Source organism: Dissulfurimicrobium sp. (genome assembly GCF_049968175.1).
GTDB classification, from domain to species: domain Bacteria; phylum Desulfobacterota; class Dissulfuribacteria; order Dissulfuribacterales; family Sh68; genus Dissulfurimicrobium; species Dissulfurimicrobium hydrothermale.
In genome coordinates this window covers 1-17,459 of the sequence record NZ_JBMFRG010000007.1, presented here as the reverse complement: position 1 = coordinate 17,459, position 17,459 = coordinate 1, and the positions used below count along the sequence as shown (strand labels likewise).

Here is a 17,459-nt window from a genome sequence, read left to right as displayed (position 1 = left end):
CGTTTCTCTGTCAAGATATAATTTGAAGATCCTTAAGGCATTGGTCCAGCCGAAGGCTGCCTCAAGATTCAAGACCCAATGACGGCCGTGATTATGGCGCAGAGGTGTTGAAAGTATATGACTCAACGATATTATTGGCATTGAACCTTATGACTAGGTCGTATGTATTGCTGCTCCCGATCAAGGAATAATTATAATGCCCATATGTCCAGATTGTCTTTCCGTCTTCCAGACCTGTGCGCCAGGGCGGTCCGAACATACGGACTATGTCTTCCTTCGTGGTTTTTCCTATCTGGATCTTCGGCACCGCATCGACCGGAAAGTCCCTACCCATACTGACACAGCCGTTTGTAAAAAACATGCATGCGACCAAAACCGCCAAATAGGGGATGATTTTTTTTATTGTTGCCATACGCACCTCTTACAGGATGGATGAATCATGTTTTTTTATAATGCCAGCAACGAAAAAAAGCAAATGTTTTTAATCGTTCTATTTTGACGGCGGATGCCCGATACGGCCAAGGCAAGGTCTGATGATCGCGGTTGCTTTTTTGTATTGACGCAAGCCGTTTTTTATAGTTCATAGGTCTGAAGCATGTCCAGGCAATCTTGAGGTGGAGATATTTGAAATGTGGTTTTGTGAAATCGGCAAAAAGAGGAGATGCAGTGTAAAAAGCAATTCCGAGCCGTGCGCACGCTGTGAGGGTGAGGGCATCCGTAGGTTCCATATGAGCGAAAAGGACGAATTGTTCAGGCTCTTGAGAGAGATGGAGGAGCCATTACCTGACGGCGGGGATTTGATACTTAATTATTTTTTGGATACCGAAGGGCATATCTCCACATCGGCCATTCAGGAAGGCCTGAAGAAGGCTGGGCATAAATTCGACATAGAGTTTATAAATAAGGTGCTCGACATACTCTGTCGTTACGGTATAGCCCAGCGTATATACCTTGACGGGGATGTGCCGTGGTATGAACATCTGCATCTCGGTTCGAAGCATGATCATCTCTTGTGTCCAAAATGCGGCAAGGTGACGGAGTTCAACAGTCCGGAGATCGGCGAGCTCATCAGGGAGATATCGGGCGGATATGATTTTGAACCGCTTTCCCACAAGTTGACGATTATCGGACTCTGCCCTGCATGCAAAAGGGCCTCGCGCGCTGGGCCAGGTATGCCCCTTTCTATGGCAGCAAGCGGGGAAAAACTCAAGGTGGAGCGGCTGATAGGCGGTTATGACATTAGGCACAGGCTTACGGCGATGGGGATCTCGCCGGGCGAGGAGATAGAGGTGGTCAGCAATTGTGGCCCGATAATTATAAATTTGAAGGGGAGTCGTCTGGCCGTAGGGCGCGGCCTAGCGCAGAAGATCATGGTAAGCCAGACGGAAAGCAGGGGTCATTAGTTTTTTATAGTTCTCGTCGATTTAAGGGGTTGCATATGGCTGTTGAGAAAGGTATCGGATTTATCGGCGGCGGGCAAATGGCCGAGGCCCTTATAAAAGGGCTCATATCCGCTGGCTTTGTATCAAAGGAAAAGGTCATCGCCTCTGATCCAGCGGTAGGTCGCAGGGACCACCTCGCCAAGACATACGGCGTAAGGGCGACAGACAGCAACAAAGAGGTGGTGTCGAGTTCCGACATCATTGTGCTTGCAGTAAAGCCGCAGGTCATTTCAAGGGTGCTCGAAGAGATCAACGAGTATGTAACGATGGATCACCTTGTCCTGTCCATAGCAGCAGGCATACCGCTCAGACTGCTTCAAGACGGTCTTCCACGCGACACCAGGGTCGTCCGTGTCATGCCCAATACACCGGCCCTTGTGGGATATGGTGCGGCGGCCTTGTCTCCCGGGAGCTTCGCGAGGGAAGAAGACATTATGCTTGCAAGGGATATAATGGGTGCGGTCGGTATAGTCGTTGTGTTGCCTGAGCATCTCATGGATGCGGTAACCGGCTTGAGCGGCAGTGGGCCGGCATATGTATTCGCATTTATAGAGGGATTGATAGATGCAGGGGTCAGAGAAGGCCTGTCAAGGCCTGTGGCGGCCGAGCTTGTCTTGCAGACCGTTATTGGTTCAGCTGTCATGTGCAAGGAGACTGGAAGGCATCCATCCGAGCTTGCATCCATGGTGACGAGCCCGGGCGGCACCACCATCGATGGGCTTTATATGCTTGAAAAGGGGGCGTTTAAAGGGCTTTTGATGGATGCCGTGAGGGCGGCAGTCAGGCGTTCAATGGAACTAGGCGGGCATACCTGATTCATTCCTATCAGAGGCATTAGCGGGTTGCAGGCAAATGATCACCACCCAACCCAGCGGATGCGAGGCATCTTCGTGGCCTGTTTAAAGATGGCATATAAGGGCACATCAGTGTTGGGATGAAAAGGCAAATAAATAATGGTCATTTGCAGGGCGGTGAAGATTTTGTCCAGTCGGTATCAAATGATGAGATCTCACCTTGCTATCTGTTTATCGGACAGCACCCGTTGACAGCGCCGTTGGTGCAGCGTCTGATAACAGCGCTCATCGGTGAGGCCTCTCTGGAATTCAATCTCGAGACTATTGCCCAGGAGGCGTGTACGGCTGGGGCAGTCCTTGAGGCAGTTAAGACCAGGCCTTTCTCCCCAGGCAGAAAGGTGGTCCTTTTACAGGATCCGCCGTTTTTGACCAGTGCCGGCGCAGACGGCCGCTGGGAAGCCGAGGCCCAGGACTGGGAGAAGGTTTTTTTATGGCTTTCGTCCCAGAAGGACATCCGGTCTATTCTAGTCATCGAGAGCGATTGCGTTGACAAAAGGATCGGCGCCTTTTCAAGGTTTAAAAGACTTGGCCCTGTAGTAATAGATGTAGGAATAGGTGGGGATAGCTCGAAAGATACGAAAAATGCGGCCTCCGCCTATGTCAATGGATTATTGCAAAGGGCGGGGAAAAAGGCTGACAAGGGGGTTGTAGACTTGATCTTGGATCAAGTGGGCCACGATCCTGTCGCGCTTGGCATTGAAATTGACAAATTAATAAGCCTTGCAGGCCCCAGGGAACGGATCGGTCTGGACGATGTAAGAGAGGCGATCTCGAGACAGAGGGAGGAGGAGGTCTTTAGACTTGCCGATGCAATCTTGAGACGCGACAAGGCCTCAGCGTTCGAGGTAATTTCCAGGCTATTGGCCGATGATGTCCATCCTCTTATAATATTGCAAACAATCGCCAACTTCCTTAGAAAGATGGCGCTTATCCTTGCTGCACTTTCAGATAAGCAGGGCGTCTTGTCGATGCAAGGCATGACCTATCAAGTCTTTCAGAAGGAAATTCTTCCAAATCTCAAGGCCTTTTGGGGAGAGCCCGCTCCTCATGCATTAAAAGGCCTTCATCCCTATGCACTTTATATTATGTACAGGGATGCACACAGGTTTAGGCTTGAAAAGGTACTTGAACTGTTTGCCAGGCTCCCTGATGTCGATCTTGCCCTAAAGGGCGGACAGTGCCCTTCAAGGGTTATACTTGAACGACTGATCCTTGAGATAATTGAAAGATAGCGGGTCATCATGGCTACGGGTTTGGATAATGGCAAATGCACCCGTTGTGGGGCATGCCTTTCTGTCTGTCCTGTATATGATCTTACCAGGCATGAATTGTTTTCTCCCAGGGGAAAGGCAAGGCTTTTTCAGGGAGGGGCCTCCGTCTGCTTTGGGCCAGCCTTTCTAAAAAAGGAGAAGGTCTTCGAGACGTTGAATGCATGCCTCCAGTGCGGTGGATGCAGTTTTGTCTGTCCTGCCGGGGTTGAAGTGGACGATATCGTTCGAGACGCCAGGCGGCGCTTGGGTAGTCCTGGCTCTTTTTTTTTACGGACTATTTTGAATAGACCTTATTTTGCGTTGCGCCTAGCCCGATTTTTATCAGGCATCTCCCGAATACTTCCGATGGAGAGCGGCCTCATATTGAGGCTTTTGGGTTTTCTGGATATGTCAGAAGGTTTGACGCAGATCTCCTTGCCGGATATTTCGCCAAGGCCTGCGGTCTTGCACTTGTCTCGCGGATTTTATGATGTTAAACGAGGCATTTATGGACTGACTGAAGGAAAAAAGACGGTGTTTTTCATAGGTTGCATCCAGAATTATATCTATACAGATGTGGCTGAGGCTATAGCAGGCCTTTTGGGTGGCGCTGTTATAGTACCCGCCGCCCAGGTCTGTTGTGGGATGCCGGCCTTTGCGTCTGGCCTTATGGATCAGGCAAGGGCCCTTGCGCTTGCAAACATCCGTGCGATTGAGGATGCAGGTATCTTTGATGCGGTAGTTACGGGCTGCGCCTCATGTGCGGCCATGATAAGGCGATGGCCGGTTCTTTTTGAACATGGCCCTGATAGAGATGCAGCACTAAAGATAGCATCTAGCGTGATGGAGTTTGGCGATCTCCTTGTTAGGGCCGGCCACGTGCTCAAGATATCCGAATGCTATGCCGGTCTTGTGATGACATATCATGCGCCTTGTCACGAGCGTTTCGCATCGGGCGGGAAGGGTAAGGCAGGGGCGATGGAAGGGTTTTTGGGACGGCTTAGCCCTGCCGGTTTCAGATCAACCCGCAGTGGTTGCTGTGGACATGGCGGTGTATTCAGCCTCAAGCACGCCGGCCTTTCAAGAAAGATCTTTGAGAGGAGGCTTGAGGCCGTGGTAGGAAAGGACAAGGGCGTGGATCTGGTTGTAACAACGTGTTCAGGGTGTCTATTGCAGTTCAGGATGAATACCCCGTCGTCTTTGAACCTAAAGGCTATACATATAGCCGAGGTGTTTTATTCGAACTATAAGATTTAATTAAATTATTATGCCCCAGTTGTGTTTTGACCGGATGATTTCTTAGAATGAAAAGAAACCAGACATGCCGGTCATGTCGGCTGGCTTTAACCTGCCCAGTTCGACTAGGCAGAATAGACCATAATACGTGCTGGGCGGTGTAGTCCCAAGCCCTGGTTCCGGTCCGAATCCCCCATTTTCCGGTATATAGAGCGATCTTACAAACTCTGATATCTTTTGGGGATCTGCTATTTTTTTGTCTGATGATCCAACAAGCCTGACCGTTGCAAGGAATTGCGCCATCTCTTCCATGGATGGCAGGGTCTTGAACCTCTTTTCTTTGATCAGTCCGGAATATCGGCTTTGACTAAGGAAGCATATCACATCTTTCTTTATGTCTCCAATGGCGTTCATTGATTTTAAGGCCGCAACCGCCATGGCCGTGGCCCTTATCGAAGAGACCTTGTTGCCGACCAGCCCGAAACCATCATCCCGCGTCTTGTATTTCAGGATATAGGCAGTTGCGAGCCTCTTTTCTCGATCTGTCAAGTCGGATAGCCTGTTTAGAAGTACAACACCCAAGGCGGTTCCGGCCAGCGACGCCTCTTTGGTGTTGCTGCTCAGGCGCATCCCTCCCTCCTTAGTGAACATGGAATGGAGAAATCCGGCTAGTCTTTTTTCGTTCACCAAATGCGGTTCTTTGAGCATGTCAAGGGCCTTTATTGCATAGAAACTGCTGATGATATTGCTGTCTTTGTCAAATTTTGGCTCCGACACAAAACCGCCATCTTTTGTCTGGCAGTCTTTTATGAAATTCAGTAGTTTATTTCGCTCATCTTTTGAAATTTCCAGGCCCAATGCCCTTTTCGAATAGACAAAATAATAGGCGAATGATATGGAGTCAGGGAAAGTTGGCCTTTTGGACCAGGCTTCAATAAAGTTTTTAGTTTTTGACCAATCATAGGTCCAGTTGTCTCTTGCTGGGCTGTCGGCTCCGAGCAAAGGGTGCGCGGGGTCCAAAGACCAGAGAAGTAATGTCAAAAATGCCGAAAAGGTGATTAGGAGATTTTTCATGTATGTCCCGATCGTTTGAGGTTTTTATTTAAAAGAATTAAAGGGCGGCAGGATGTCGCCTTGCCGCCCCTGTTTTTTAACGTTAGCCGTTGTTGGTCCGATCGTGCATTAATGCGGAGGCATGCCCCAGCTGCTGCTTCTATCCGTATGACAGACGCTGCATTTGCCGACGGCCCTTGGGTCGCCTTGGATTGTCATTGGTTCGGCATTGTCTTTTGCAAGCGTGGATGGATAAAGGGCATGAGGTTCGCCGTGGCATGATGAACATAGTATCTTGTGGTCTTTATGCCCTCTGCTATTTAGGAATTTGCCGAACAGCCCTGTGTTCAAGTATCCTTCGCCCTCTCCGGTGTTTGAATGACACTTGGAACATGTCGGCAGGGTCTGATCCGACCAAGGTTTCAGCAGCTGTCCGCTCGCCACGCGCTGGTTGAGGTCTCCATGACAGTCGCTGCACCAGATGTTGTGACCGTTTATAGTTTTTGTACGATGGGTGTCCCTGTAACAGTTCACTCCGTTGCCGGGATGACAGTCATAGCAGTTGTTGGCGATATTCGGGTCATATACTTGGACGGCTGCGCTCTGGACGTGGAATCTGTGAACTACGTCGGAAAAGGTATATTTGGATGTCGGATATCCAGCGTAACCGGGTGGAACGGATTCGCCCATTGCCGGGTCGAGATGACACCTGGAACATCTGATCGGTCTGCCGATTCCATCGCCATCAGGGTCGATTTTTGAAAAATCTATCCCTGAGCTGCGGGCATGGAGCATCCCCATGACCTCAAGGAGTCTCTTGGTGTAGGGTTGACCCTGCCATAATCCTGTGCGACCCTCAGATGGCAGCTGCAACAACCGCCAAATGCGACGGGAACGACCGTGTTGACTTGCGTCAGAAGCGCACCGTTTGATTTGCTGTAGACTTTTATCTGGCCTGTGAGATAAGGATTGCGATTCGGACCGCCTAGTGGGTCTATCATGACACCGTTTGGGTCCAGGGCAGGGTATGCCGGTATGCCGGCCACTTCCCAATAGCCGCCAGGCATCGGGACCATGTTGCCGCTCAACGTGGCGCCGGTCAGGCCCTGTATTCGGCCGTCGGCCCTGATTGGCTGAAAGCCTGGAAAGATCTTGGGGGAATTGTTTATCCAGCTTTGAAAGTACGGATCAGCCTTTAGGGAGGCATCTGTATTTTCAAGGATGCTGTAGGTAACGGTGATTTGATTCGGATCGGTGATTACCTCCGGATCGTCACCTCTACGGATCACTTGGGCCCTAAGGGTGTTGAACGGCGGAAGTAACAGAAATGTATCTGCCCCTGGGCATGCACAGTGCATGCCCAGGTCGTTTGTTGCGAATACTACGTAATTGCTGCTGGTTGTACTGGAACTGCTAGTTGAGGTTGCTGTACCTTCGTTTTGATGGTGCCTATCCGAGTCGGCATAGGCCATGCCTACCATGACCGCCATGCATACGATTACAAACGACAACCACGACTTTTTCATAAGCTATTCCCTCCCTGCTAAAATTTAGAACCCTAATGCTTGCAGGTATAAAATAAAATTAACAGGAAGTCAAGAGAAACGCCGTCAATCGTTATTTTTAAATATAATTAAAAGGTAAGTACCTTGTTATTGGACATAATGAGGCTATAGAGGTCTTCCATTGTTGAAACAGGGCATGTTTCCGACGGTTCGAGCTTGTGTAGTTTGAGACAGACCTTGCAGGCGTAAACCTTACCTCCGGCCTTTACAAGGTCTTCGGCCTGTTCCTTAACATTAAAAGTTTCATTTGTTTTTTGAGCACCCACTACGCCTTTTCCAAGAAAAAATACGCTTACCTCATCCCCTTTTTTCATGGAGAAATTGGCAAGCCGTAAGGCGTTCCATGCAGTCTCTGCATCGTCGGAATAGATGATGATCCCGAGTTTTTCCCCTGCAAGGGCTGATTGCACAAATCCTCCGGCGCATGCCAACAACACTGCTGCCAGAACCGTCATTAAAAAAATTTTAATCTTCATTTTACAAACCCTCCTTGTTTGATTTTTAAAAGGCAAGATAGCTGTGTTTTCATTGAAAAGTCAAATAGTTAATATTTATGGGAAAATGATTCATTATAGAGAAAAATTATGAGCTGTTTCTTTACCCTTGAAGTTTCTTGAATATGCTGGTCTTGTCAGGTATATTTTAAAAGATTATTGAATTTTTCAGACCTGCCTGCGTCTTCGCCTTCCTGATTGACCGTTTTATTTAAACGGTGGTGGAATTTAAGGCGTTTAGTCTCTGCGATATTCAGGTATGTCCTTATTTTTCACAACAGTGGACCTTACGGTTCAATTTACTGAAAGGGGGTAATCATGGGGTTTTTTATCCTTTTTTTGATCTTTTTGACGGTAAGTTTCCTTGCATCGGCCATTCGGATCATGAATGAGTACGAGCGGGCGGTGGTCTTTCGTTTGGGCAGGGTGATAAGAGCCAAGGGGCCGGGTATTATCCTACTCATTCCGGTCATCGACAAGATGCAGAAGGTGGACTTGAGGACAGTCACCTTGGATGTCCAGCCTCAGGACGTAATCACAAGGGACAATGTCTCCGTCAAGGTGAGTGCAGTGGTCTATTTTAGGGTGGTTGACCCTGTAATGGCCGTTGTTGAGGTGGAAAACTACCTTTTTGCAACGTCTCAGCTCGCCCAGACCACATTGAGGAGCATCTGCGGTCAAGCCGAGATGGATGAACTCTTGTCGGAGCGCGAGAAGATCAATACAAGGATACAGGATATATTGGATATTGATACGGCGCCGTGGGGGATAAAGGTCATAAAGATCGAGGTCAAGGATATAGATCTCCCTGCAGAGATGAGGCGTGCCATGGCGAGGCAAGCTGAGGCGGAAAGGGAGCGCCGGGCTAAGATAATAAATGCGGAGGGTGAGTTCCAGGCGGCTGAAAAGCTGTCGGAGGCCGCGGCCATAATAAGGAAGTTTCCCGAGGCCCTGCAGCTTCGCTATCTCCAGACGTTGCGGGAGGTGGCGGCTGAAAACAACTCGACCACCATTTTCCCTGTGCCGATAGATATTTTAAGGCCATTTATGGGGGCTCATTATAAAGGAGATGGTTAAAAGATTATGAGTGGACTTCCTTACAGGAATGTGGCGATTATAGCCCATGTCGACCACGGTAAGACTACACTTGTAGACGCCATGCTTTGGCAGAGTGGGGTCTTTAGGGAGAATCAGCTGGTCGAGGAGCGTGTGATGGACTCAAACATCCTTGAACGTGAACGAGGGATTACGATCCTTGCCAAAAATACCGCAATTCATTATGGGGGCATAAAAATAAATATCGTCGATACCCCAGGTCATGCGGATTTCGGCGGAGAAGTGGAGCGCACGCTCCAGATGGTCGACGGGGTCATCCTGCTGGTCGATGCGGCGGAGGGACCGCTTCCCCAGACGCGCTATGTCCTTAAGAAAGCCCTCGAATTAGGGCTTCCGCCTATCGTTGTCATAAACAAGATCGACCGTTCTGACGCCAGGCCGGGCGAGGTCTTAAATGAGATCTACGATCTTTTTATCGACCTTGATGCCACGGATGAACAGTTGGATTTCCCTGTGCTTTATACGAATGCAAAAAAAGGCTTTGCCTTGAAAGAAATGGGCGGCGATCCAGATGATCTCAAGCCCTTATTTGACGAAATAATAAAGACCATTCCACCCCCTTCCGGTGATCCAGGGGTCCCTCTACAGATGCTCATCACGAACCTTGAATATAGTAGCTTTGTGGGGAAGCTCGCCGTTGGGCGCATCTTCAACGGCAGACTGAAGGCTGGCAGCGTAATAGGTTTGGCACGTGAGGATAGCCTCATCCAAGTCAAGGCCGGTCTTATCTACAGCCACGACGGCCTTAGAAGGATTGAGGTGGGCGAGGCCATGGCCGGCGATATAGTAGCTGTTTCCGGTATAGAAGAGGTCTCTATAGGAGACAGCCTTGTCGACCTCGAACGGCCTACGCCCATGAAGCGCATCGTCGTAGATGAGCCCACGATCGCCATGGTCTTTTCTGTGAATACGTCGCCGTTTGCAGGCAGAGACGGATCATATGTCACATCCAGGCATCTTAGGATGCGTCTTGAAAAGGAGATGCTGCATAACGTAAGCCTCAAGCTTGAACCCCTTGCCATGGATGCATTCAGGGTAAAGGGGCGCGGAGAGCTGCAGCTTGCAATCCTTATTGAGACCATGCGCAGGGAAGGCTATGAACTGAGTGTCTCAAGGCCTGAGATACTTACGAAAGAGATAGACGGCGTTATGTATGAACCGATGGAGCTTGTTGTTGTGGATTGCCCTGAAGAGTTTATCGGTGTGGTGACCCAGGGATTAGGGCCGCGGCGCGGCAGAATGATAAAGATGACAAATCACGGTCACGGCAGGGCCAGACTGGAGTTTGAAATACCCTCGAGGGGTCTTATAGGCTACAGGTCACAATTCCTTACAGATACCAAGGGCTCAGGTATCATGAACAGCCTTTTCAACGGCTATAAACCTTGGCAGGGCCATATGCCGGAGCGTACCTCCGGTGCATTGGTTGCAGACCGGCCTGGCAGGACCACGACCTATGCCCTTTACCACATACAGCCGCGTGGTGCATTGTTTTTAGGTCCCGGCATAGATGTCTATGAAGGCATGATAGTCGGGGAAAACAGCAAAGGAAATGATCTCGATGTCAATGTAACCAAGGAGAAGAAGCTTACGAATATGAGGGCATCGGGTTCGGATGAGGCATTGCGCCTCATTCCGCCTGTAGCGATGACGCTTGAGCGTGCGCTTGAATGGATATCGGCGGATGAGTTTGTGGAGGTGACCCCTTGCAATATACGTCTCAGAAAACGCATACTAAAGGCAAACGATAGACCGAAGAGACGACAGCTTTGAAAGGTTTGGGACGAAAACTTAACATTGACATATATCTCTTGGTTAAGTAATTTAATTTGATTTTATATTAAAGTTGAAGATTGGTATGTGGACATATGTTTGACAGCCTGAGCGAACGGTTGAATCTGATTTTCAAGCGCCTCAAGGGCCATGGGAAGCTTTCTGAAGAGAACATCCAGGAAGGACTTCGTGAGGTGCGCCTTGCCCTCCTTGAAGCAGATGTGAACTTCAGGGTGGTTAAGGATTTCCTCTCAAGGATCAAGGAAAGGGCTGTTGGGCAGGATGTGATGGAGAGCCTTACCCCTGCCCAGCAGGTGATCAAGATAGTCCGTGACGAGCTGGTCAGCCTGCTGGGCGGCCACAATCAGGGGCTTAATTTGGCCGGGCGTCAGCCAGCCGTTATACTCCTTGTGGGCCTTCAGGGTTCAGGCAAAACCACAACTGCGGCAAAGCTAGCCCGTTGGTTGCGGGCAAAGGGCAGGAGGCCATATCTGGTACCTGCTGATGTTTACAGGCCGGCGGCTATAGAACAGCTCAAGGCCTTAGGTGCCCAACTCAAGATAGATGTGTATCCATCAAACGCCTCACAGTCTCCGGTTGAGATAGCAAGACAGGCGGTCTTGATGGCAGATGCGGCACACAAAGATACCGTTTTAATAGATACGGCCGGTAGACTACATATCGATGAGGCCCTGATGCAGGAGCTGAGAGATATAAAAAACGTCCTGTCGCCTCAGGAGATCCTCCTGGTGGCCGATGCCATGACCGGCCAAGACGCGGTAAATATGGCCAAGAAATTCGACGAGACGCTCTCCATAACCGGTGTGATTCTTACAAAACTAGAGGGCGACGCCAGAGGTGGAGCGGCATTGTCTATACAGGCGGTTACGGGAAAGCCCATAAAGTTTGTGGGTGTTGGCGAAAAGGTTGACGCCATCGAGCCGTTTCATCCGGACCGCATGGCAAATCGTATACTTGGTATGGGCGATGTTCTTACCTTGATCGAAAAGGCAAGAGAGACCATAGATCAGAAAAAGGCATTTGAGTTTCAGAGCAAACTCAAAAAGGATACCTTCACGCTTGAAGATTTCAGGGAACAGCTCAGGCAGGTGAAGAAAATGGGGAGTATCGAACAGATTATTTCCATGATCCCTGGCCTCAATAAGATAAAACAGCTTAAGAACTTTGCACCTGATGAGAAAGAACTCGTCCGCATTGAGGCGATTATAGACTCTATGACCCCTAAAGAGCGGCGTGACTATACCATAATAAATGCTAGCCGTCGTAGACGAATAGCCGCTGGTAGCGGTACAACGGTACAAGACGTAAATGCCCTTCTCAAAAATTATGCAGAGATGCAAAAAATGCTTAAAAAAATGAAAAGGACGAGATTCAGGGGCTTTTCAAAAGGGGCTCCCCCATTTTAAAAAAAAGCATGCAGTTCTGATGCGCAGTGGATGAGGTCTTAAATCAATAAGGAGGTATATATGGCTGTAAAGATACGATTGACAAGATGCGGCCGCAAAAAAAGACCCTTTTACAGGGTGGTGGCGGCTGAATCGAGTGCAAAACGTGACGGAAGGTTCCTCGAGATCTTGGGTACGTATGACCCACTCAAGGATCCGTTTGATTTTAAGATAAATACCCAGAGGCTTGGATATTGGCTTGGTCAGGGTGCCCAGACAAGTGGAACGGTTGGCAATCTATTGAAAGGGCGAAAGGCCTGAGGGCCGTTCCTGTTTAGGGCGTCTTGGATTAGGGATAAGATGGCGTCCAGTCGTCGGTCATATCTCTTCTTGAGAGGTGCTGAGTGAAAGACTTGATTGAATATATTGTAAAGGCGTTGGTTGATAATCCAGAGGCCGTTCAGGTAAATGAGATCGAGGGTGCACAGACGGCGGTCATCGAATTAAGGGTGGCCAGAGACGATCTTGGCAAGGTGATAGGCCGACAGGGTCGTACAGCTAGGGCCATCAGGACTATATTGAGTGCTGCGTCTGCCAAGCTGAAAAGGAAATCCGTGCTCGAGATACTTGAGTAGTTTATGGAGGTGGATTTGTCCCAAGTGGTCGCCGTGGGCAAGATAACAAAGGCGCATGGCAACAAGGGAGAGGTCCAAGTCTATCCTTATGTGAGAGATAAGGGTATTTTTTTTGATCAAAAGATATTTTTGATTCGCGGCGCCGCAAAGTGGATAGGTTCTTTAAATATAAAGACTGCTAGGTTTGCTGATTCAGCCAGGGTGATCCTGGGTATCGAGGGTATTAAGGATAGGGGACAGGCAGAAGGGCTCGTAGGTCTCGAACTTTTTTTGGAAAAGGTGAAACTGCCCAAATTGCCCGAAGGCGAGTATTATTGGCATGAGATAATAGGTCTTCAGGTTATGACTTTTGATGGCGGAAGGCTCGGGGTGGTGTCTGACATCATTGAGACGGGCGCAAACGATGTCTATGTCGTCAAGACATCCGGGAAAGATGTCTTGATACCAGCCATTAAAGATGTAGTCAAGGAGATAGACTTGGAGGCCGGTATAATAAAAGTTGCTTTGATTAGTGGGCTTTTGGACGACTTAGGATAATCAAGAAATAATTTGATGCTCTTTGATATCTTGACTATCTTTCCCGAGTTTTTCAGTTCTCCCTTGCGCGAAGGCGTACTTGGCAGGGCGATCGAGCGCGGGATCGTAAAGGTTAGGATTGTCAATTTAAGGGATTTTGCCCTTGACCGGCACCGAACGGTAGACGACAGACCATATGGCGGTGGCGAGGGGATGGTATTGAAGCCGGAGCCTATATTTAGGGCGGTTAAGATGCTTAGGTCGGAACCCCCGTTGCCGAAGGTGTTGCTCTTAAGTCCAAGAGGCAGGGTGCTCGATCATGCCTTTGCCTGTGAATTGGCTGACATGGAAAGGCTCGTGTTCATTTGCGGCCGTTATGAAGGGGTTGACGAACGCATTCATAGATGCCTTGCAGATATTGAGTTGTCGATCGGGGACTATATCCTATCGGGGGGTGAGCCTGCCGCTCTTGTGGTTATTGATGTTCTGAGCAGGTTAATACCTGGTGTGTTGGGTTGCGAAACATCGGCATGTAAAGATTCATTCAGCGATGGATTGTTGGAATATCCTCAGTATACGCGGCCTCTTGAATATATGGGGATCAAGACGCCCGAGGTGCTTATTTCAGGCGACCACGCCAGGATTGCGAGGTGGCGCAGGGAGCAATCGTTGGCCTTGACTATGGAGAAAAGGCCTGACATGCTTGCCAAGGCGAGACTTAATGAAGAAGACATGGTCTTCTTGAATAAGATCGGCTGGAGAGGCAGGTGATCCATCTCGCTCTTGTCCATTATCCTGTTTTAAACCGTAGAGGTGAGGTTATAGTCTCTGCAGTGACCAATCTAGATATACATGATATAGCAAGGGCCTCAATGACTTATGGCGTGGATGGTTATTATGTCGTGACACCTGTCGGCGAGCAGCAGGCATTGGTCAAGGAATTGGTAAGGCACTGGTCTGACGGCGTCGGATCGGCGATAAGTCCTGATAGACGGACGGCCCTCGAATTAGTAAGGGTGGCTGGTTCCTTGAAAGACGTTTGTGATGATATTGCTCTCAAGACAGGCGGGCGTCCGGTGGTCTATGCAACTACGGCCCGAGAGGTCATTGGTTCCATAGGATGGAGGTCTTTAAGGGAGAAGCTTCGGGATAAAGGGTTCAATCTCCTCTTGATCTTTGGGACCGCTTTTGGTCTTGCCCCTGAGGTGTTCGATCTGGTTGATGGTGCATTGGCGCCCATAGAAGGTGTAGCCGGATATAATCATCTTTCCGTAAGAAGTGCTGCGGCCATAGCCCTTGACAGGCTATTTTCAAACTATATGGACATATAGCCTTTTGATGGTATATTTTTAATTTTTTTTATGAATTGGTGGATGTCAAAAAATTAAGTCAGCCAGGAGGAAACAGATGGAAATCGTTAGAAGATTGGAGCTTGAAGAGATGCGTATGGACATCCCGCCATTCAGGGCTGGAGACACTGTGCGCGTTCATGTGAAGATACAGGAGACTGAGGAAAGGGAGCGTATTCAAATATTTGAGGGCGTGGTTATCAGTAGGAAGGGGAGCGGCCTCAATGAGACATGCACTGTAAGAAAAATCTCCTATGGAGTTGGTGTTGAACGTATATTCCCCATACATTCGCCGCGCATAGAGAAGATAGAGGTCACCTCTAAGGGGCGCCATGGTCGCTCTAAACTCTTTTATCTCAGAAATCTCAAGGGCAAGGCGGCCAAACAGAAGGTCTGTCGGCGATAAGGCCTTTTATCTTTAGTTATGGCTACAAGTCATTCCGGATGTCGCGGGCTATTCTTGAGTGAGGGACTTCGGGGTAGTGGCCTGTCTGTCGCCTGTGATGACCTCAATGATCCCCTTTTTTTTGAGAATTCAATGCAGACCATCGGTCTTGGACCTGTTGCAGGGGTTGACGAGGTGGGGAGGGGTTGCCTTGCAGGGCCGGTGGTGGCTGCAGCAGTTGTATTTCCACGCGGTTCCTTTATACCTGAGGTAAGGGATTCGAAGGTCCTTACGTCGAATGGGCGGATAGCAGTTGAAGGATTTATAAGGAAGGCTGCAAGTGCGATAGCCACTGGCGTAGTCTGGCCTGACGAGATAGATAGGATCAATGTCCTCAGGGCCAGTCTCAAGGCGATGGCTATAGCTGTAGATAGACTGAGGATTAGGCCCGGTGTCCTGCTTATCGACGGGAATCAGCCTATACCTTATCCATTGCCTCAAAAGACAATAGTCAAGGGAGACAGCCGTTCCTTCACCATTGCTGCAGCGTCGATAATTGCAAAGGTCTTAAGGGATACGATCATGGAGAGATTGTCTTCTAAATATCCGCAATATGACTTCGCCAGGCACAAAGGTTATCCAACGAGGGGGCATATTTGCGCTCTAAAACTCTATGGTCCCTGTCCGATGCACCGTAGGACGTTCAAGGGGGTCAGGGAGTTCTTTACAGAAACTGACCATGATCTTTCATGAAGACTGGCTTAAGGCCTGACTCATCGAGGGATGCAGGCATATTGGCAGAGAAGCTTGCTGCGGATTTTTTTATTAAAAAGGGCTATACTGTCCTTGAAAGGAACTATCGCGTCTCCTGTGGAGAGATAGATCTGGTCTTGACCATTGGAGATATTTTGGTATTTGTGGAGGTTAAGGCAAGATGGGGTCGGGGCTGTGGGCTTCCTCAAGAGGCGGTTACACTGCGGAAACAGCGCCAGATTTTAAAGGCGGCTCAACATTACCTCCAGGGACGCGGATGGCTTGACAGGGACGTGCGTTTCGATGTGCTGGCAATCAATTTTTTCAGAGATGGACGGTCTGAGATAGAACATATAATCTGTGCATTTGACGCTGCAGCAATAATAAAGAATTGAAGGCAACGGCCAGGGGTATTTTATGACCACACGAATGAAGCGTGACATAACAGCGATTAAAAATATGCTCCTTGAGATGTCAGGTCTTGTGGAAGAGGCTGTGCGTTCAGCGGTTTTGGCCTGCCAGAAACAAGATGTCGAACTTGCAGACAAGGTCATCGATGCTGACCACGAGATCAACAAGATGGAACTTGACATAGACAATTTCGTCCTCAAGACGTTGGCGCTTCAACAGCCTATGGCTGTTGATTTGAGGTTCCTGACGTCGGCCATGCAGATAGCCGAGCAGTTGGAGCGTGTCGGAGATCATGCGGTCAATATGGCCGAGCAGCTTGTATCCCTGATTCGAAAGTCTGATATTATAGATCTTTCCTCTTCAGCCTTGAAGGACATGGCTAATTCAGCGATCAAGATGCTTGGAAGTAGCATCAACGCCTTTGTCTATAGCGATTCGGGCATGGCCTACGAGGTCCTTAAGAAGGACAAGGAGGTCGATGATCTCTACGCCTTGGTCCTTAAGGAAGAGATCGAATCTATGGGCCTGAATAAAAGCGATATAAGGTCTGGCGTCTATCATATAATCCTTGCGCTTAATATCGAAAGGATCGCGGATCTTGCAACTAATATTGCGGAGGACGTGATTTTTCTCGTGGAGGGGAGGCTTGCCCGTCACGGCGAAGGGCTTCCTTTGTCTGTAGGTGGCGCTAGTGAAGGCGAAGTCGGTCTTTCTGAGGTGGATGCGGTAGGCACTTGTTCGGCCAAGCTGGGCAAGAGGCGCGAGCCGCTCGAATGTCTCGAAAACCATGCGAAGCAGGTTGTGCAGTGTATGGAGCAGGCCGTGGCAGGCGTGACGGCCTATATAAATGACGATGAAGAGCTCTTTAAAAAGGCGATCGCGGATGTGAGCGAGATAGAGCATGCAGCCGACCTGATAAAGCGCAATGTGCGGGCCCATCTGCCAAAAGGCATCATTATGCCCATAGATAAGTTTGAACTGTTTCTATATCTTAATGAACAGGATTCCATCGCCGACACGGCTGAAGACGTCCTTGAATGGTTGACATATAAAAAGATGGAAATCCCTTTGGTCTTGCGGAGTGGCCTCGATGACCTCCTGAATAAATGCCTTGAGGTCACAAAGATGCTTCCACCGATTATAAACGCCGCGCGCACGTTTTTTGAGACAGGTGACGAAGATGTCAGGAAGCATATCAAGGAAAACATATATAAATTGAGG

Annotated in this window: 21 protein-coding genes; 16 read left to right on the top strand and 5 right to left on the bottom strand. The window is 49.1% G+C overall.

All coding sequences use genetic code 11. From position 1 onward, the window contains the following. Positions 1-91 precede the first annotated feature (91 nt). On the bottom strand, positions 92-412 hold the full coding sequence (locus ACP5SG_RS01560) for a hypothetical protein (RefSeq protein WP_237888380.1): 321 nt from the start codon (positions 410-412) through the stop codon (positions 92-94). Between the two features lie 217 nt (positions 413-629). Here ACP5SG_RS01560 and ACP5SG_RS01555 point away from each other — a divergent pair, with 217 nt between their 5' ends. The 4 genes from ACP5SG_RS01555 (at position 630) to ACP5SG_RS01540 (ending at position 4,803) form a co-directional block, all read left to right on the top strand. Further along, on the top strand, positions 630-1,403 hold the full coding sequence (locus tag ACP5SG_RS01555; protein ID WP_428121357.1) for a FeoA domain-containing protein: 774 nt from the start codon (positions 630-632) through the stop codon (positions 1,401-1,403). Positions 1,404-1,438: 35 nt separating this feature from the next. Continuing rightward, positions 1,439-2,257, top strand: a complete 819-nt coding sequence (gene proC / locus ACP5SG_RS01550) for a pyrroline-5-carboxylate reductase (RefSeq protein ID WP_237888378.1) — start codon at positions 1,439-1,441, stop codon at positions 2,255-2,257. A gap of 146 nt (positions 2,258-2,403) precedes the next feature. Next, a complete protein-coding gene (gene holA, locus ACP5SG_RS01545) occupies positions 2,404-3,528 on the top strand; it encodes a DNA polymerase III subunit delta (RefSeq protein WP_428121352.1) in 1,125 nt (374 codons plus the stop codon). A 9-nt stretch (positions 3,529-3,537) separates the two neighbouring features. After that, complete coding sequence (locus ACP5SG_RS01540; protein ID WP_424661377.1) at positions 3,538-4,803, top strand: (Fe-S)-binding protein; 1,266 nt, start codon at positions 3,538-3,540, stop codon at positions 4,801-4,803. Positions 4,804-4,845: 42 nt separating this feature from the next. Here the strand turns inward: ACP5SG_RS01540 and ACP5SG_RS01535 are convergent, their stop codons facing one another. The 4 genes from ACP5SG_RS01535 to ACP5SG_RS01520 form a co-directional block, all read right to left on the bottom strand. After that, a complete protein-coding gene (locus ACP5SG_RS01535) occupies positions 4,846-5,856 on the bottom strand; it encodes a prenyltransferase/squalene oxidase repeat-containing protein (protein ID WP_428121348.1) in 1,011 nt (336 codons plus the stop codon). Between the two features lie 108 nt (positions 5,857-5,964). Further along, on the bottom strand, positions 5,965-6,636 hold the full coding sequence (locus ACP5SG_RS01530; RefSeq protein WP_428121345.1) for a hypothetical protein: 672 nt from the start codon (positions 6,634-6,636) through the stop codon (positions 5,965-5,967). Then, positions 6,603-7,361 carry a hypothetical protein gene (locus ACP5SG_RS01525; protein ID WP_424661380.1) on the bottom strand — a complete coding sequence of 253 codons (759 nt, stop codon included), beginning with the start codon at positions 7,359-7,361 and terminating at the stop codon, positions 6,603-6,605. Before ACP5SG_RS01525 ends, ACP5SG_RS01530 begins: the two co-directional genes overlap by 34 nt. A 107-nt stretch (positions 7,362-7,468) precedes the next feature. Next, the gene (locus tag ACP5SG_RS01520; protein WP_424661381.1) at positions 7,469-7,876 is read right to left on the bottom strand and encodes a DsrE family protein; all 408 of its coding nucleotides are present in this window, start codon (positions 7,874-7,876) and stop codon (positions 7,469-7,471) included. Between the two features lie 336 nt (positions 7,877-8,212). On the opposite strand from ACP5SG_RS01520, the gene ACP5SG_RS01515 reads away from it, so the two are divergent. The 12 genes from ACP5SG_RS01515 to phoU form a co-directional block, all read left to right on the top strand. Then, entirely contained in the window at positions 8,213-8,971 is a 759-nt protein-coding gene (locus ACP5SG_RS01515) for a slipin family protein (protein WP_424661382.1), read from the top strand. A gap of 6 nt (positions 8,972-8,977) precedes the next feature. Further along, positions 8,978-10,783, top strand: coding sequence for a translational GTPase TypA (gene typA / locus ACP5SG_RS01510; RefSeq protein WP_237888372.1), 1,806 nt, complete (start codon positions 8,978-8,980; stop codon positions 10,781-10,783). Positions 10,784-10,878: 95 nt separating this feature from the next. Beyond that, positions 10,879-12,210, top strand: a complete 1,332-nt coding sequence (gene ffh / locus ACP5SG_RS01505; RefSeq protein ID WP_428121332.1) for a signal recognition particle protein — start codon at positions 10,879-10,881, stop codon at positions 12,208-12,210. Positions 12,211-12,270: 60 nt separating this feature from the next. Continuing rightward, a complete protein-coding gene (gene rpsP / locus ACP5SG_RS01500; protein WP_237888370.1) occupies positions 12,271-12,510 on the top strand; it encodes a 30S ribosomal protein S16 in 240 nt (79 codons plus the stop codon). An 83-nt stretch (positions 12,511-12,593) separates the two neighbouring features. After that, a complete protein-coding gene (locus ACP5SG_RS01495) occupies positions 12,594-12,824 on the top strand; it encodes a KH domain-containing protein (protein ID WP_237888369.1) in 231 nt (76 codons plus the stop codon). 24 nt (positions 12,825-12,848) lie between these two features. Next, entirely contained in the window at positions 12,849-13,361 is a 513-nt protein-coding gene (gene rimM / locus ACP5SG_RS01490) for a ribosome maturation factor RimM (protein WP_237889915.1), read from the top strand. A gap of 15 nt (positions 13,362-13,376) precedes the next feature. Beyond that, a complete protein-coding gene (gene trmD, locus ACP5SG_RS01485; protein WP_237888368.1) occupies positions 13,377-14,111 on the top strand; it encodes a tRNA (guanosine(37)-N1)-methyltransferase TrmD in 735 nt (244 codons plus the stop codon). After that, positions 14,108-14,671, top strand: coding sequence for an RNA methyltransferase (locus ACP5SG_RS01480; protein WP_237888367.1), 564 nt, complete (start codon positions 14,108-14,110; stop codon positions 14,669-14,671). Before trmD ends, ACP5SG_RS01480 begins: the two co-directional genes overlap by 4 nt. Before the next feature lie 76 nt (positions 14,672-14,747). Continuing rightward, the gene (gene rplS / locus ACP5SG_RS01475) at positions 14,748-15,095 is read left to right on the top strand and encodes a 50S ribosomal protein L19 (protein ID WP_237888366.1); all 348 of its coding nucleotides are present in this window, start codon (positions 14,748-14,750) and stop codon (positions 15,093-15,095) included. A gap of 132 nt (positions 15,096-15,227) precedes the next feature. Next, positions 15,228-15,827, top strand: coding sequence for a ribonuclease HII (locus tag ACP5SG_RS01470; protein WP_237888365.1), 600 nt, complete (start codon positions 15,228-15,230; stop codon positions 15,825-15,827). Further along, positions 15,824-16,222: a YraN family protein gene (locus tag ACP5SG_RS01465; protein WP_237888364.1), complete on the top strand. Its 399-nt coding sequence runs from the start codon at positions 15,824-15,826 to the stop codon at positions 16,220-16,222. Before ACP5SG_RS01470 ends, ACP5SG_RS01465 begins: the two co-directional genes overlap by 4 nt. Before the next feature lie 22 nt (positions 16,223-16,244). Continuing rightward, positions 16,245-17,459: phosphate signaling complex protein PhoU (phoU, locus tag ACP5SG_RS01460; protein WP_428121319.1), on the top strand; the 1,215-nt coding region annotated here is incomplete at its 3' end.

What these genes read in the sequence shown, in the direction of transcription:
- ACP5SG_RS01560 (WP_237888380.1), bottom strand. Translation starts at nt 412, where the DNA reads ATGGCAACAATAAAAAAAATCATCCCCTATTTGGCGGTTTTGGTCGCA.
- ACP5SG_RS01555 (WP_428121357.1), top strand. Translation starts at nt 630, where the DNA reads ATGTGGTTTTGTGAAATCGGCAAAAAGAGGAGATGCAGTGTAAAAAGC.
- proC (WP_237888378.1), top strand. Translation starts at nt 1,439, where the DNA reads ATGGCTGTTGAGAAAGGTATCGGATTTATCGGCGGCGGGCAAATGGCC.
- ACP5SG_RS01540 (WP_424661377.1), top strand. Translation starts at nt 3,538, where the DNA reads ATGGCTACGGGTTTGGATAATGGCAAATGCACCCGTTGTGGGGCATGC.
- ACP5SG_RS01535 (WP_428121348.1), bottom strand. Translation starts at nt 5,856, where the DNA reads ATGAAAAATCTCCTAATCACCTTTTCGGCATTTTTGACATTACTTCTC.
- ACP5SG_RS01530 (WP_428121345.1), bottom strand. Translation starts at nt 6,636, where the DNA reads ATGGGGATGCTCCATGCCCGCAGCTCAGGGATAGATTTTTCAAAAATC.
- ACP5SG_RS01525 (WP_424661380.1), bottom strand. Translation starts at nt 7,361, where the DNA reads ATGAAAAAGTCGTGGTTGTCGTTTGTAATCGTATGCATGGCGGTCATG.
- ACP5SG_RS01520 (WP_424661381.1), bottom strand. Translation starts at nt 7,876, where the DNA reads ATGAAGATTAAAATTTTTTTAATGACGGTTCTGGCAGCAGTGTTGTTG.
- ACP5SG_RS01515 (WP_424661382.1), top strand. Translation starts at nt 8,213, where the DNA reads ATGGGGTTTTTTATCCTTTTTTTGATCTTTTTGACGGTAAGTTTCCTT.
- typA (WP_237888372.1), top strand. Translation starts at nt 8,978, where the DNA reads ATGAGTGGACTTCCTTACAGGAATGTGGCGATTATAGCCCATGTCGAC.
- ffh (WP_428121332.1), top strand. Translation starts at nt 10,879, where the DNA reads ATGTTTGACAGCCTGAGCGAACGGTTGAATCTGATTTTCAAGCGCCTC.
- rpsP (WP_237888370.1), top strand. Translation starts at nt 12,271, where the DNA reads ATGGCTGTAAAGATACGATTGACAAGATGCGGCCGCAAAAAAAGACCC.
- trmD (WP_237888368.1), top strand. Translation starts at nt 13,377, where the DNA reads ATGCTCTTTGATATCTTGACTATCTTTCCCGAGTTTTTCAGTTCTCCC.
- rplS (WP_237888366.1), top strand. Translation starts at nt 14,748, where the DNA reads ATGGAAATCGTTAGAAGATTGGAGCTTGAAGAGATGCGTATGGACATC.
- ACP5SG_RS01470 (WP_237888365.1), top strand. Translation starts at nt 15,228, where the DNA reads ATGCAGACCATCGGTCTTGGACCTGTTGCAGGGGTTGACGAGGTGGGG.
- ACP5SG_RS01465 (WP_237888364.1), top strand. Translation starts at nt 15,824, where the DNA reads ATGAAGACTGGCTTAAGGCCTGACTCATCGAGGGATGCAGGCATATTG.